This window comes from Nitrosomonas sp. Nm166, from assembly GCF_900112825.1.
In the GTDB taxonomy this organism is placed as follows: Bacteria; Pseudomonadota; Gammaproteobacteria; order Burkholderiales; family Nitrosomonadaceae; genus Nitrosomonas.
The window spans coordinates 21,647-35,492 of sequence record NZ_FONE01000008.1 but is presented as its reverse complement, the minus strand read 5'-3'; the positions used below and the strand labels follow the sequence as shown (position 1 = coordinate 35,492).

Genomic DNA, 13,846 nt, shown 5'->3' with positions numbered 1-13,846 from the left:
TGAAGATAATCAGTTAAGCTTGCTTCTGTAATTCGATAATGAGAGGAATGATTGTTTTTTGTAATGAATCCGCTGTAACGGGTCCAATTTGTTTATGTCTTATAATACCCTTTTTATCAATAACATATGTTTCTGGAACCCCATAAACACCATAATCAATGCCAACCTTTCCATCTGAATCGACGATACTGATCGTATAAGGATCACCATATCGTTTTAACCACTGCATGGCAGTAGTACGCTCATCTTTATAATTTAAACCATATATCGGCACAATTCCTGATTTAGCCAGTTGGACCAATAAGGGATGCTCATCACGACAAGCAACACACCATGATGCCCATACATTCAACAACCAAACTTTGCCAAGGTTATCATTAGATGCCATAACCTTATCGGGTTCATGCAATTGATTAAGCTGAAACACAGGGGCTGGCTTATCAATAAGCGGAGATGGAACTTGTCGCGGGTTTAATGTAAGCCCAACCAGCAAAAAAGCTGCCAGCACCATAAAAGCAAATAATGGAATTAAATACCGCATCATACCTTTCTGGTCTCCGTGGATAACACGGCCTTGCTTACTCTTACTGAAGAAGGGATGGGTGCCGGCATTTCTTCTTTCGGACTTTCTACTTCTTCAGTATTTTTAACCACAATACGGCTTTTTTTGCTAATTTTCAAACGATAACGACGATCAGTTACAGATAAAATACCACCAATTGCCATTAATAGACACCCCAGCCAGATCCAATCAACAAATGGCTTATGATAAGCGCGAACCACCCAAGCATTATTAGCGAGTGGTTCACCCAGAGCTATGTAAAGATCTCGGAATAAACCAGTATCAATAGCTGCTTCTGTCATTGCCATTCCTGACGCATTGTAAGTACGCTTTTCGGGATGCATCGTGCGGATAATTTTGTCATCCTGAATTACATCAATATCACCTCGTACTGCTTTGTAATTAGGACCAATGACATCGCTTGTTCCATTAAACTGAAATGTATAACCTCCGACAGTTACTCTACTGCCAATATCCATACGAACATCTTTCTCAGTTTCATAACTATTTACCAGCGTTACGCCAATAATAAATACAGCCACACCGATATGTGCACAGTGCATTCCGTAATAGCTTCTGGATTGTTTAGCTAGCTTAGTAAATATATTTCCTTGTCCACTGTTACTTAACCGATGCTTCAAGTTAACAAATGCGCATACAATAATCCAGAAAGCTAATAATAAGCCAAAGCTTACCAACGGTTTCCATTCACCCATCAAATATGGCGTGAGCAGAGCAGAGATCACGCTTACAGCAAAAGCCCAGCGCAGACGTACTGCGAGCGCAGGTAAACTCATTTGTTTCCAGCGAGAAATGGGGCCAATACCAATTAAGAAAATTGCCGGAGTCATAATTGGCACAAATACAGCCTCAAAATACGGAGGACCAACGGATAGTTTTCCAAGATTAAGTGCATCAATAATCAGTGGATAAAGTGTTCCCAGCAAAACACTACCCGCGGCAACCAACAGTAATAAATTATTTGCAAGTAGCAATGATTCACGCGATAGCAGATCAAACTTTCCGCCCAAGCCAACTTTTGGTGCCCGCCATGCAAATAATAATAAAGAACAACTAATCACTACGACCAGAAATGCCAGGATAAATACACCACGTGCTGGATCGGTTGCAAATGCATGTACCGAGGTCAGCACACCTGATCTTACTAAAAATGTTCCCAGCAGACTTAGTGCAAATGTGCATATCGCTAGTAATACCGTCCAACTCTTAAAGCTACCACGCTTCTCGGTAACTGCTAATGAGTGAACTAGTGCTGTACCTACTAGCCAAGGCATGAATGATGCATTTTCTACTGGATCCCAAAACCACCAGCCGCCCCAACCCAGCTCATAATATGCCCACCAGCTACCCAGCATGATTCCGATAGTCAGAAAAACCCACGCAACGATAGTCCAGGGACGCGACCAGCGTGCCCAGGCTGCATCGAGCTTTCCACTCAGCAAAGCTGCAATGGCAAAAGCAAAGGCAACCGAAAAACCCACATAACCCATGTAAAGCATGGGTGGATGCACCACCATACCAGGGTCTTGCAGCAGTGGATTTAAGTCGCTACCTTCCATCGCTGCAGGTAACAAACGGTCAAACGGGTTTGAAGTAAATAGCATAAATAGTAAGAAACCCACACTGACAAGCCCTAACACGCCCAGAACCCGAGCCACTATATCATCAGGCAATTGCTTGCTGAAAACACTGACGGCAACTGACCAGCTTGCTAACATCAATACCCATAATAATAAAGACCCTTCATGAGAACCCCATGTCGCAGCCAATCGAAAATGAAAAGGTAATTCAGTATTTGAATTTCTTGCAACGTTCATTACCGAGAAATCGCTACTAACAAAAGAATAGCCTAGGCATAGAAAGGCAATTAGAACAAACACAAATTGTCCCTGAACCACTGGTCTTGCTAACGCCATCCATGACGGAATATTGCGTGCCGCACCAATAAGGGGAAGGGTTCCTTGTGCTACAGCCAAAAGAAGAGCAAGAATTAGAGAAAAGTTACCAATTTCTGGAATCATGATTTTATATTGTAAAGTTAATGATTATTCGTTAAATCAGGTACTAAAATAGTGCCCAATAAAAACTTCTACTTTTATTCTACCAAGGAGGCTTTCTGTGATTTGGCTGCTTTTTCTAAAGCTTCTGCAGCTTCAGGCGGCATATAATTTTCATCGTGTTTGGCAAGTACTTCATCAGCTTCAAAAATACCAGCGGCTGACATTTTCCCCTGCGCAACAACTCCTTTGCCTTCTCTAAACAAATCTGGAAGAATGCCCGTATATACAACGGGAATAGTTTGAGCTGTATCCGTTACTGCAAAACGAACTGTTGTACTACTATCTTCACGCTGAACACTTCCTTCTGCAACCAATCCGCCAATTCGAAAACTCTTCCCTATTGGTACTTCTTTTGCTGCAACTTGTGATGGACTAAAGAAAAAAACTAGATTACTTTGAAAGGCATTCAGTACCAAAATAGAAGCTACACCCAATGCAGTAACTGCTGAAGCAATAATTGCAAGTCTCTTATGACGTGTTTTCATTTGCTATCTCTTTTTCTATTTACGCCGTGAATCAGACCGTATTGTTTTTCTAAAGTTCGGCGACGATTTGAAATTAGTAAAATTTCACCGGCAATACAAATAAATGTTACGATGTACGAACCCCAGACGTAGAGCCCATATCCCCCCATTGAAAAAAACTCTGATACGCTTGACCAACTCATTGTTCAGCCCCTTTTTTCCGTAACTCTGCCACCCATGCTGTATGGCTTTCTCGCTCGAGAATGATGACACGGGCACGCTTTAGTATCACTGCTATGGAATACATCCAACTTGCAAGTACCATAATTAACATACCCATTAACATTGTCGTTGCCATAGAAGGTGCCTGATTAATGCTAACTGATGCACCTTGATGTAAGGTATTCCACCATTGCACTGAAAAGTAAATGATCGGAATATTCACCACACCAACCAAAGCAATAATGGCACCTGCTTTATCAGCACGTCGAGGATCATCAATAGCTGCTTGTAAAGACATAAAACCTATATAAAGAAACAGCAGGATCAACTCAGAAGTTAGTCGCGCATCCCATACCCACCATGTACCCCACATCGGCTTTCCCCATAGTGCACCAGTCCATAATGCAATAAAAGTAAACATTGCACCGGTTGGAGCAATGGCAGTAGCAAACATGGAAGATAGGCGTGTATTAAAAGCCAGACCAATGCCCGCCCAAAAAGCCATCACAACATACAGAAACATCGACATCCATGCTGCGGGCACATGAATAAAAATAATTCGATAAGCTTCACCCTGTTGAAAATCGGTAGGTGCTACAAAGAAACCAACATAAAGCCCCGCTATCAGTAATATCACCGCGGCAAAGACAAATATTGGAATCATTTTTCCTGCCAGGAAATAAAAGCTAGCCGGAGAAGAATATTTGAACCAATTAATCGCCATATTAAATTTTACAATTTTTCATATTTATTAAATATGAGTTCTAAATTAAACTGACCCTAAATTTTATAACCGTCAATTTTATACTAAAAAAACAAAATCAAGAATCAAATCACTTCCAGTAAGTGAATTCAGAACATCAAAAATTTTAGAAAATATAGTATCTTCTCAAACTTGTTTTATTCCAAAGAAACCCGCAAAGAAGATGCCGTCGCCCAGGGGGCGAAAACCAGTGATACGAGAAGAAATGCGCCGATTAATGATAAGTGAGCATTAAATCCAACTCCTGCCATATTAGCCTCGACCGCACCTGCACCAAAAATCAATACAGGGATGTATAAAGGCAATACCAATAACGAAACTAATACACCTCCGCCTCGTAATCCTAAAGTTAGCGCTGCGCCAATTGATCCAATCAGACTTAACACTGGAGTTCCCAGCAATAAGGTGGTCGTTAGAACATATAATGCCTCTGCTGGTAAATCATATTGAATGCCTAATATAGGTGCCATCAATACCAGCGGCACCCCTGTCACCAGCCAATGCGCCAAGGCTTTTCCAAGAACTAAAAGCGATAGCGATTGGGGGGATAACAACATTTGTTCCAGTGTGCCGTCTAAGTAATCATTAGAAAACATCCGACCTAAGGACAACATCGAAGCCAATAAAGCTGCAACCCAAACTACGCCAGGAGCCATTGTTCGTAACATATTCATTTCCGGTCCCACACTTAAGGGGAACAAGCTCACTACGATGATAAAGAAAAACAGAGTCGTCAATACATCAGACTGACGCCGCATGGCCAGCAGAAGATCGCGCTTAATTATCCACCCAAACATATCAAGCCAGTTGCAATTGCATGACGGGTGCAGTGGTAATCTCAATTTCCTGGTGCGTAGTCATCACTACCAGGCCACCCTGCTGCAAATGCTGTTCCAACAATCCTTGAATCAACTTAACAGCCATTACATCCAGTGCGACCAAAGGTTCGTCCAAAATCCATAGAGGCGTTTTACAAATAAGTAGGCGAGCCAGTGCCACGCGACGTCGCTGACCTTGCGACAGAACCTTAACAGGTAATGATTCTCTTTCACTCAAGCCCATATATTTAAGAGCCTCGCTTGCTTGATCAACACTGATTTCAAAACCTGCAAGTGCGCTTGAGATGCACAAATTTTCAATAACCGTTAAATCATCTTTAGTGCCACTTAAATGACCAATGTATGTCACAGCGGCAAAATAATCCCCATCCAAAGAACGAATCGCAGTCCCGCACCAGTGTATTTCACCAGCAGCAGGATTAGACAATCCACATAACATGCGTAATAAGCTGGTTTTACCACTGCCATTAGGGCCATGTACCTGCATTAAACCGCCCGCTTCGAGTGAAAAATTGATATTTTTAAAAAGCTCACGGTCGCCGCGAATACATGCGAGATTAATCCCTTGCAACATTATCTTGGTTAGTCAATAGAATAAAGCGCACGATTATAACGCATGATGGAGCTTAATGTGGAAGTATTCAAGCGGCCTCTGCATAACTAACTTTTGAATAGTTCAGTATTTAAGTAGTTGATTTTATGATTAAAAATACAAAAACCTCTGAAACACAGTTATGCATAGGTTTCTTCAATAGCATTTCTTCTTGAACTTTTCGAAGTCACTACTTCAACTTATTGAAGCGCTGGAGAATACGGTTTTTTTTCGATCTAAGACAGATTAAACTTCGCTAAAGATACTAGCTGGGTTTCTTTTTTTTCAAGAGAAAATTCGATCTGATTAAAAATTATCGTGAAAGATGTGCCTGCGCCAGGTTCGCTGGTAACTTTGATTTTTAGTTTATTATTTTCCGCTGCGATTCTAACAATAGATAAGCCAATACCACTGGATGCTTTATTATGCATGGCTGCTCTGGGCGAATAGAAATACTCATTAAATATATTTGGTAAATCTTTATTTTCTATACCAATGCCATGATCAGTAATGATAATGCTGGCGCTCCGGTTCAGCTGATTAACTTCGGATGTAATTTCTATAGAGGCATTGTCATGCGAATAGATAATAGCGTTAGTAATAATATTTTCCAGCAGTATTTCCAATTGATCAGGAATAACCTTGCAGACAAAATTATCAATAGACACATTCAATACGACATGTTTGGAATTAGCCACAGGTGTCAATTTGTCGATACATTTCTGCAGAATAGTTTGAATATCCACAGACTTAAATACAGCCGTATTAAGACAAGTATCTTTTAAGCGCTCCAGTCTGAGCAAGTCCAGAATTAAACTAGACATACTTTGTGCACGATTATCAATTTTATCAAGTGCTTCGTTAACCCCTGCTGAAGCTTCTCCGCAATAACCTCCTTTAATTAGATTGATCTTGCTTCGAATGGCATCCAAAGGGGATTTGAGCTGATGTGTCATTAGCACGGCATACTGATCTTTTTCTACTTGCGCTTGATTGATTTGTTTGTAAGCATCCAAGAGATGGCGCTCATGCGCGCGAACAGTCAGGGAGAGCCTTGAGACAACATACCAAACTACGAAAAACAGGATATCAAGAAAAAACATCCATAACACAGCATTATCTCTAGATATGCTCTCGAGTGAGAAATGGCTGCTCATTAGAATCGAGAGAGATGTTTGGGTAATCAGAAAATTTTCAATAACAATTACGAGTGTGTCCATTACACACACCAGTATGGTCACATACAAACTTTCTCGAGTAGAAAAAAAGATACAGGCCAATGCGATGTGCAGTACGTAGAAAAAAGAAATAGGCGTCGAAGTGCTACCAATATAATGCACTACAACTGATAAGCAGATCAGATCAACAATGATCTGCATCCACAGATTGATCGAGGGTGAATGGTATTTGCTTGATTGAAAATGATCTAGAGCGTAGGTATAAGCAATATTCGCAAAACCTAATACTACAATGATGACAATTGGCCATTTCTGATGTTCACTGATACCCATCTGTGCGAGGGAATCCGAAGCTAAAAGCATCAAGACCTCGAAAAAGATCAGTGCAGCGATCAATACCCAACGAAAGGCGATGAACCAGCGAATATTATTGATTAAAACATCATCACTGAGCTTGAGCCTATCTCCTTTAATCTCAAGCACTATGCTTTGATTATCAGAATTGTCCCAGGAAAACTCAGTAGTTGCCATTGCTGTTTAACTCAATTCCGTTATTTTTCTCGTCTTTTTAAACGATCATTAATCGTTGCCAATAGACTCACTGGTTCAACAGGCTTTTCCATAATACAAACCCATTCATGAGATCCATCTTCAAAATAAGGTCTGATCATATCACCCAAAGATGTCAGGAAAATAGTTTGTATTTGTGGATAGCGTTTATGGATTTGGGCATAAGCGGTTAAACCCGCATCCATTGACTCAACCATAACATCGAGAATGGCTAAATCAGGTCGATTGGCATCATTTTGCAATGAATCGATAAAATCCTGCATACTTACATAACTTTGAACCTCATAACCATTCTTTCGCAGTATTTGTTCAACAGCTTCCCGGATATCTGAGTCATCATCGACATGCGCTATTCGTGCGGTCATTATTATCTCCTTCTCTCATAATCAGAGCCCTGAAAATTAAGCGCTTAGATAAACCGCTTACTTAACATGGTCATTGTTATCCGATCATATCGCAGAATATGTGAAAAATATGTGAAGTATAGTCAAGCATAGGAAAAGTCTTGACTTTCTGGTTGTAAGAAACTTTCGGTAGAGCTAAAAGATGAAATAATTAATCATATGGATCAGTAATGCTGTGCTGCCAGTAACGCCGATGCAATTTTCTCCAACTATCCACAAACCATTCATTATCTGCAAAACGGAGCAAAATAGCGCCGTCCACATCGCTGCGTAACAGTCGGCTTCCCAAATTGCGGTAGCGTGCCACTACGGCTTCGTGCGGATGGCCATAACGATTATGATAACCTACCGTAAATATCGTTAATACAGGATTTACTTTTTGCAGAAAAGCAGAAGTCGATGAAGTATTGCTGCCATGATGAGGTGCGATCAATATCGTTGCAGGAAGCTTATCGCCAATACGAGCAAGCAATGCAGACTCTTCTTTGCTGCCAATATCGGAAGGTAACAGCACGCTTCCATGAGTTGAGGTAATTTTTAATACGCAACTATTTGCATTGGTTTTATTTTGCGGATTCTCATAATCCTGCGCCAATGGGTGCAGCAATTCAAAATATACGCCATCCCATTGCCAGGATTGGCCGGCACGGCATTGATCTTGATACGTCTCAGCTCGTTGTATCGGATGAGGGCTATTTAATGATGAGCTCAACATCTTTACAGGGACTGCTGCCAATACAGATAATGCTCCGCCGCTATGATCGGTGTCTGCATGGGATACGATCATGGTATCGAGCTGCCGAATCCCTTCTCCACGCAAAAAAGGTACGATAATGCGGTTACCACTGTCTGTCTCACCGAAATTTGGACCGGTATCAAACAACAGCGCATGATGCTCAGTGCGCGCTACAATCGCAAGACCCTGACCAACATCCAATACTGTCAACCATAATTCACCTGCTCTCGGTTTAGGTGGTTGTATTAGAAACATCGGTAATAATGCAATCGAACCTACCCAGCGCGCAGAAAAGCCCGCAAAAAAACCTAACCCCAGGCTCCCTGGTAACAACATCCAGATAATTCCGACAATAGCCACAGGTAGCGTCCATACAGGCGGTGCATGCTGCTCCCAGACAGCATAAGGCAATTGACTTAGCCAATGCAATAATGCCATGCCTATGCTGAGCGCTTCATGAGCCAGTGGCAGCGTAAAGTCGAGTAATGGAATAGTTGCCAGTAATGTTAACGGCACCACTACAAAACTTACTAAAGGAATTGCGACGGCATTAGCCAATGGCGATACCAATGACACTTGCTGAAATAAGGCCAGTAGTAAAGGAACTAACCCCAGTGTAATTGCCCACTGAATTCTTAACCAATCCCTGAGCCAGTGTATTTTTCCTATTCGTCCCACCGATACCAGCATAATGATGGCGATAGCACCAAATGATAACCAGAACCCGGAAGAAATAGTTGCCCACGGATCCAATAACACTACCCATAGTAAAGCCCATGCCAGTATGGTTACTGGAGAAGTAAACCGTCCTTTCCATACCGCAATCGCAACCACAGCCAACATATAAAGCGCTCGTTGCGCTGGAATTGCGAAGCCCGACAGCACTGCATAGCCAGTGGCCACTATTAATCCGGCAATAACAGCAGCTCGACGTGCGGGTAAACGTAACACTAGGTAAGGATTGCAACGCCATAATCCGAATACCAATGCAAATACCAGACTTGAAACCAGGGTAATATGTAAACCGGAAATTGACATTAAATGGATTGTTCCCGTACGCATGAACAACTGCCACTGATCCCGTGGAATAGCGTACTGATCACCCGTCGCTAAAGTTTTTAGAACACCGGCATAAGTTCGGTCCGCTAAGCGATTGGTAAATCGCTGCTGAATCTCTTCACGTAGCTGCTCAATCCAATAGACAGGATAATTAGCCATCTGATCCAGAAGCTGATTATCCACTGAAGCCCGTATGTAGCCAGTAGCCCGAATGTTATGCTCCAAGGCCCATGCTTCATAATCGAAACCATGCGGGTTTGCATTACCATGAGGTTGCTTAAGACGCACCGTTACTTGCCAACGCTGACCGACTTTTACCGCTGAGAATGCCATTTCATTCGCATCGGATTGACGGCCTTTATACCAGGACAGCGCAATATGCTTAGGTACAGTGGCACCTTCAGTAACCACATGTTCAACATGAAACTGAAAACGCATACTGCGATCACTTTCTTGCGGCATACTTGCTATTACCCCGACGATCTGGATATCTCGGCGTTCCCATTCTGGAGATAAAAAATCAGCTAAACGCCAATGTGCAAAGGCAGCTGCCCAGAAAAATCCAGCTCCCAGAAAAAAGACCCACCATAGAATTCTGGTTGTTGCGGCTAAAACAGTTGACTGATAACGCCGCAGCCATCCAATGACAAAGATTATTGCCATCAAACCCCAGGCCCACATCACATCGGGTAATTTAGCCTGTTGCTGCAATAGACCAGTACCCAAAACAAAAGCAAGAATATTTAATCGCAATAGCAAATCCTTCAATTCTTCTGTCAAGCAGGTAAGGATTAATATTAAAAATGGTATTACTTACACGTCACATTTTTCCAAACAGAATTTTTAATGCGGTCTTTTAAGGAAAAATTGACACAATCATTAAAGAGCATGAAAATTGCAATACAAAGCAAATGAAATTAATAATGATTTAACATTTCTAAAAGAATACATATAATATATATCTATTCAATGGCTTACTTCTAAGCTACTACTGAATTTTAGCGATGCCGACACTAATCGGCTTATCAGTAATAAATTCGACCTCAATCAATGCTTCTGACTTGAAAAAACGACATAGTAGATAATAACGGCTGTGGCAGAATCTTTTGAAGTAAAGGATGACAATGGCATTGGTACTCATTGCGGTCACCCCATAAAGATTACGATAGTGAAGCATGTATTAATCGAAATGTATAGATATAGCCTATGCCGCGTGACGATCCCCGACATCGATAAACCAAAAAACGATTAATTGTAATCGTGCTTTACTTAGCTGCGAGCTACATGGATTAAGGCCTAAAATGAAACCAATCACTATCTTATTGATTGATGATCACCCTGTAGTACGTACCGGTTATCGCCGTTTGCTTGAAAGCACACCGAACATGTGCATAGTGGCAGAAGCCGACAATGGTGAAACCGGCTATCAACTGTACCAAGAGCATCAGCCCGATGTTACAATTCTTGACCTCAACATGCCAGGTATTGGTGGACTTGAAACGATTCGTCGTATCAGAGCTAAAAATCCTGCTGCTCGCATTCTAGTCTTTAGTATGCTAAAGAATGCAACCGTCGCTCAAAGCTCACTAAAAGCGGGGGCAACCGGGTTCATTAGTAAACAAAGCGGAATGGGAGAAATGATTCAGGCAGTTCGTCAAGTAAACTCAGGAAAAATATATATCGAATCTGAGTTAGCCTCAGCACTGGCAATAAATGCGACACGCAAAGAAACTTCTGAGAACCCTTTAGATACACTGACCAAACGAGAATTCCAAATATTCAAACTGCTAGCGGAAGGACATTCCTGTGCACAAATTGCAGAAATCCTGACTATCAGTTCAAAAACTGTTGGCGTTCATCAACTCAATTTGATGCGTAAATTGGATTTACAGAATACAGCGCAACTCATCCGTCTAGCAATGAATCATAATGTTATTCAAGCATGATTCACTAAAACTGCATCACTGTTTATATAACTCCTACGTTCACTCATCAATTTATAAGCAAATTCCTTAGATAAAACTAAAGAATTTGCTTATTTCATTTTTCTTTTATTTGAACATAATCCATATAACCTTACCGAAAAGTTTGATTGGTCTGGTTGAGACATAAATAAACAGGTAGTTGTTAGTTAGTTAAGCTATTAATCTTAAAGGAGTAATAAAATGAATTCATTCAATAAAAGAATTATGGTTGCAACTATCACTCTCGCTTTCGGTATCTCAGCAGGTACTGCTTTAGCAAATCCAAGAATCGATGAACGCGATGTCAACCCTACAGCCTCATCAAATCATCGGGGCACTACTCATGTCGATACTGATGTCGATAAAAGAGCTATCGCTGAAAACAGACAGAGTGGTTCAGGTGTAAATGCAAATGAGTTTTCAACGGCAACGGATAGATCGGACAATTCTGTCGATAATACGGACAATTCTGATAATTCTGCCCGTACTTCTGTCGACAATACGGACAATTCTGATAATTCTGCCCGTACTTCTGTCGACAATACGGACAATTCTGATAATTCTGCCCGTACTTCTGTCGACAATACGAACAATTCGGACAATTCTTTCCGTTCTTCTGACGACTTTTCTTCTAGAACAAGTACAGCGGGTTCTTTCAATACCGACAATACGAACAATTCTGATAATTCAGATAATCGGAGAACTGATAATTCAGACAATTCTACTCGTAACAGCAACAACGACAATTCTGACAATTCTACTCGTAACAGCAACAACGACAATTCGGATCGTTCTATCAGAACTGCCAACAGCCACAATGACAATTCTGACAATTCTGACAGATCCAACAACTCTACCAATACTGCCAACAGCTTCAATGATAACAGCAGTGCGAATGCTTTCGGTGTAGGTTCAGCAGCTGCCAATGGCGGTGATGCAACCAGCAACTACGCAGTAAACACTTCCGAGCTGAGCGGTGCAGTTACAGGCGCTGGTGTAGAAACAGCAATGTGGGGCGGTGAGCGTAATAGCGATACTGCTAGCTCAGCGGCCAACAATCTTCAAAATGCCTTCAACGGTGCTGCCGGTATTAATCAAAATGTTATGAATCACGGCGCCAATGCTTTGGCACAGCAAAGCGTGACTTTCCAAGGCAATGTTAACGTCCGCTAATAGTGAGTTATCACTTATTTTAAGTTGATACCGTACTTGCCGGTGGGAAGCATCATCGTTCTCACCGGCAAACTCTGAGAGATAAACGTAAGCACGCATTGAGGAGAATAATATGGGTGCGATCCTAAAGGGCTTTATATTGTTTCTCTTTGTTTTTGCCTTGACGAGCCAAGCAGGCTTAGCTAGCGCTACTCAATCTGACGATTTACTTTTTCTTTCAAGTGAAAAGGCATCGATAGATGAGTTAGAGAAAGCGCGTGGACGCGAAGGATTTGATATCACTACCATCAATAATATGAATGTGCAGGCAACCTTAACCGGCAATACTGCAAATAACAATGCTACAGGGATGAATCTTATCGACAATGGAGCATTTACCAATGCAAGCGGAATGTTCTCAGTCATTCAGAACACCGGCAATAACGTCATAATCCAGGATTCGACGATCGTAAATGTGACGATCGTACCTTGATAATTTATCTATCGATTGATTGAGAGCAAGCAGCATGAAACATTTTTTTGCAACATGTTGTGTTTTACTGATGATGCCTGTAATCAACAGTTATGCTGATTCTCTCAATCTTAACGGTATAGCGGGAGCAGGAAACTATAAGATTTCTGTAACAAGCTATGCTGAGCGCAAATTCAAAACAGTCTATAAACAACAATATGATTTTAGCTGCGGTTCAGCAGCTTTGGCCAGTCTCCTCACCTTTCATTATGAAGATACTATAGATGAACAAAGCATATTTATCGATATGTTTCAGAGTGGTGACCAAGAGAAGATTAAGAAACAGGGTTTTTCATTGCTGGATATGAAAAATTATCTGGAACGCCGAGGGTACCGATCTGATGGGTTCAAAGTAGGATTAGATCAGCTACTGGCAGTCAATGCCCCTGCTATTACTATTATTAATGATAATGGCTATCTCCACTTCATTATTATTAAAGGGCTTAATAAGAGGCAAGTCCTCGTGGGTGATCCAGCAAAAGGCGTCAGCATAATACCACGTGATTTATTTGAAAAAATGTGGGAAGGTCGTATCCTGTTCTTAATCCATGGTAAACAAGAAATTGCAGCAAAATACTTTCAAAATGAAACCGAATGGGCCGCTCGCCTGGCGCCATTAGGTGCTGCCGTTGACAGATCCAGTTTAGGCGCATTTAACATGTTGCAACCAGGTCCCTGGGATTTTAGATAAGAGGGTAACGTGAGATCATGCAAACTAAAAATTTATC

General features: G+C 41.4%; 15 protein-coding genes. 4 read left to right on the top strand and 11 right to left on the bottom strand.

Features of this window, described 5'->3' with window-relative positions; all coding sequences use genetic code 11:
• Positions 1 to 13: 13 nt before the first annotated feature.
• From BM021_RS03835 to BM021_RS15430, 11 genes are all read right to left on the bottom strand, one after another.
• On the bottom strand, positions 14 to 544 hold the full coding sequence (locus BM021_RS03835; protein ID WP_090719056.1) for a DsbE family thiol:disulfide interchange protein: 531 nt from the start codon (positions 542 to 544) through the stop codon (positions 14 to 16).
• On the bottom strand, positions 541 to 2,604 hold the full coding sequence (locus BM021_RS03830) for a heme lyase CcmF/NrfE family subunit (RefSeq protein WP_090719054.1): 2,064 nt from the start codon (positions 2,602 to 2,604) through the stop codon (positions 541 to 543). The genes BM021_RS03835 and BM021_RS03830 overlap by 4 nt, the downstream gene beginning before the upstream one ends.
• Before the next feature lie 74 nt (positions 2,605 to 2,678).
• Positions 2,679 to 3,128, bottom strand: a complete 450-nt coding sequence (gene ccmE / locus BM021_RS03825; RefSeq protein ID WP_090719052.1) for a cytochrome c maturation protein CcmE — start codon at positions 3,126 to 3,128, stop codon at positions 2,679 to 2,681.
• A complete protein-coding gene (gene ccmD, locus BM021_RS03820; protein WP_256207759.1) occupies positions 3,125 to 3,277 on the bottom strand; it encodes a heme exporter protein CcmD in 153 nt (50 codons plus the stop codon). Before ccmD ends, ccmE begins: the two co-directional genes overlap by 4 nt.
• Before the next feature lie 29 nt (positions 3,278 to 3,306).
• On the bottom strand, positions 3,307 to 4,053 hold the full coding sequence (gene ccmC / locus BM021_RS03815; RefSeq protein ID WP_090719048.1) for a heme ABC transporter permease CcmC: 747 nt from the start codon (positions 4,051 to 4,053) through the stop codon (positions 3,307 to 3,309).
• Between the two features lie 176 nt (positions 4,054 to 4,229).
• Positions 4,230 to 4,889, bottom strand: a complete 660-nt coding sequence (gene ccmB, locus BM021_RS03810) for a heme exporter protein CcmB (protein ID WP_090719046.1) — start codon at positions 4,887 to 4,889, stop codon at positions 4,230 to 4,232.
• Position 4,890: 1 nt separating this feature from the next.
• Positions 4,891 to 5,505 carry a cytochrome c biogenesis heme-transporting ATPase CcmA gene (gene ccmA / locus BM021_RS03805; protein WP_090719045.1) on the bottom strand — a complete coding sequence of 205 codons (615 nt, stop codon included), beginning with the start codon at positions 5,503 to 5,505 and terminating at the stop codon, positions 4,891 to 4,893.
• A gap of 254 nt (positions 5,506 to 5,759) precedes the next feature.
• On the bottom strand, positions 5,760 to 6,743 hold the full coding sequence (locus BM021_RS03800; protein WP_256207754.1) for a sensor histidine kinase: 984 nt from the start codon (positions 6,741 to 6,743) through the stop codon (positions 5,760 to 5,762).
• A 509-nt stretch (positions 6,744 to 7,252) separates the two neighbouring features.
• Positions 7,253 to 7,636: a response regulator transcription factor gene (locus BM021_RS03795; protein WP_090719041.1), complete on the bottom strand. Its 384-nt coding sequence runs from the start codon at positions 7,634 to 7,636 to the stop codon at positions 7,253 to 7,255.
• Between the two features lie 190 nt (positions 7,637 to 7,826).
• Positions 7,827 to 10,223 carry a DNA internalization-related competence protein ComEC/Rec2 gene (locus BM021_RS03790; RefSeq protein WP_256207753.1) on the bottom strand — a complete coding sequence of 799 codons (2,397 nt, stop codon included), beginning with the start codon at positions 10,221 to 10,223 and terminating at the stop codon, positions 7,827 to 7,829.
• Positions 10,224 to 10,458: 235 nt separating this feature from the next.
• Positions 10,459 to 10,647 carry a hypothetical protein gene (locus BM021_RS15430; protein ID WP_177186291.1) on the bottom strand — a complete coding sequence of 63 codons (189 nt, stop codon included), beginning with the start codon at positions 10,645 to 10,647 and terminating at the stop codon, positions 10,459 to 10,461.
• Positions 10,648 to 10,771: 124 nt separating this feature from the next.
• On the opposite strand from BM021_RS15430, the gene BM021_RS03785 reads away from it, so the two are divergent.
• The 4 genes from BM021_RS03785 (at position 10,772) to BM021_RS03770 (ending at position 13,809) form a co-directional block, all read left to right on the top strand.
• The gene (locus BM021_RS03785; protein WP_090719039.1) at positions 10,772 to 11,416 is read left to right on the top strand and encodes a response regulator; all 645 of its coding nucleotides are present in this window, start codon (positions 10,772 to 10,774) and stop codon (positions 11,414 to 11,416) included.
• 219 nt (positions 11,417 to 11,635) lie between these two features.
• Positions 11,636 to 12,607 carry a hypothetical protein gene (locus BM021_RS03780; RefSeq protein WP_090719037.1) on the top strand — a complete coding sequence of 324 codons (972 nt, stop codon included), beginning with the start codon at positions 11,636 to 11,638 and terminating at the stop codon, positions 12,605 to 12,607.
• Between the two features lie 112 nt (positions 12,608 to 12,719).
• Positions 12,720 to 13,079 (top strand): hypothetical protein, encoded by a 360-nt coding sequence (locus BM021_RS03775; protein ID WP_090719035.1) that lies wholly within the window; start codon positions 12,720 to 12,722, stop codon positions 13,077 to 13,079.
• Positions 13,080 to 13,113: 34 nt separating this feature from the next.
• On the top strand, positions 13,114 to 13,809 hold the full coding sequence (locus tag BM021_RS03770) for a C39 family peptidase (RefSeq protein ID WP_177186290.1): 696 nt from the start codon (positions 13,114 to 13,116) through the stop codon (positions 13,807 to 13,809).
• Positions 13,810 to 13,846 lie beyond the last annotated feature (37 nt).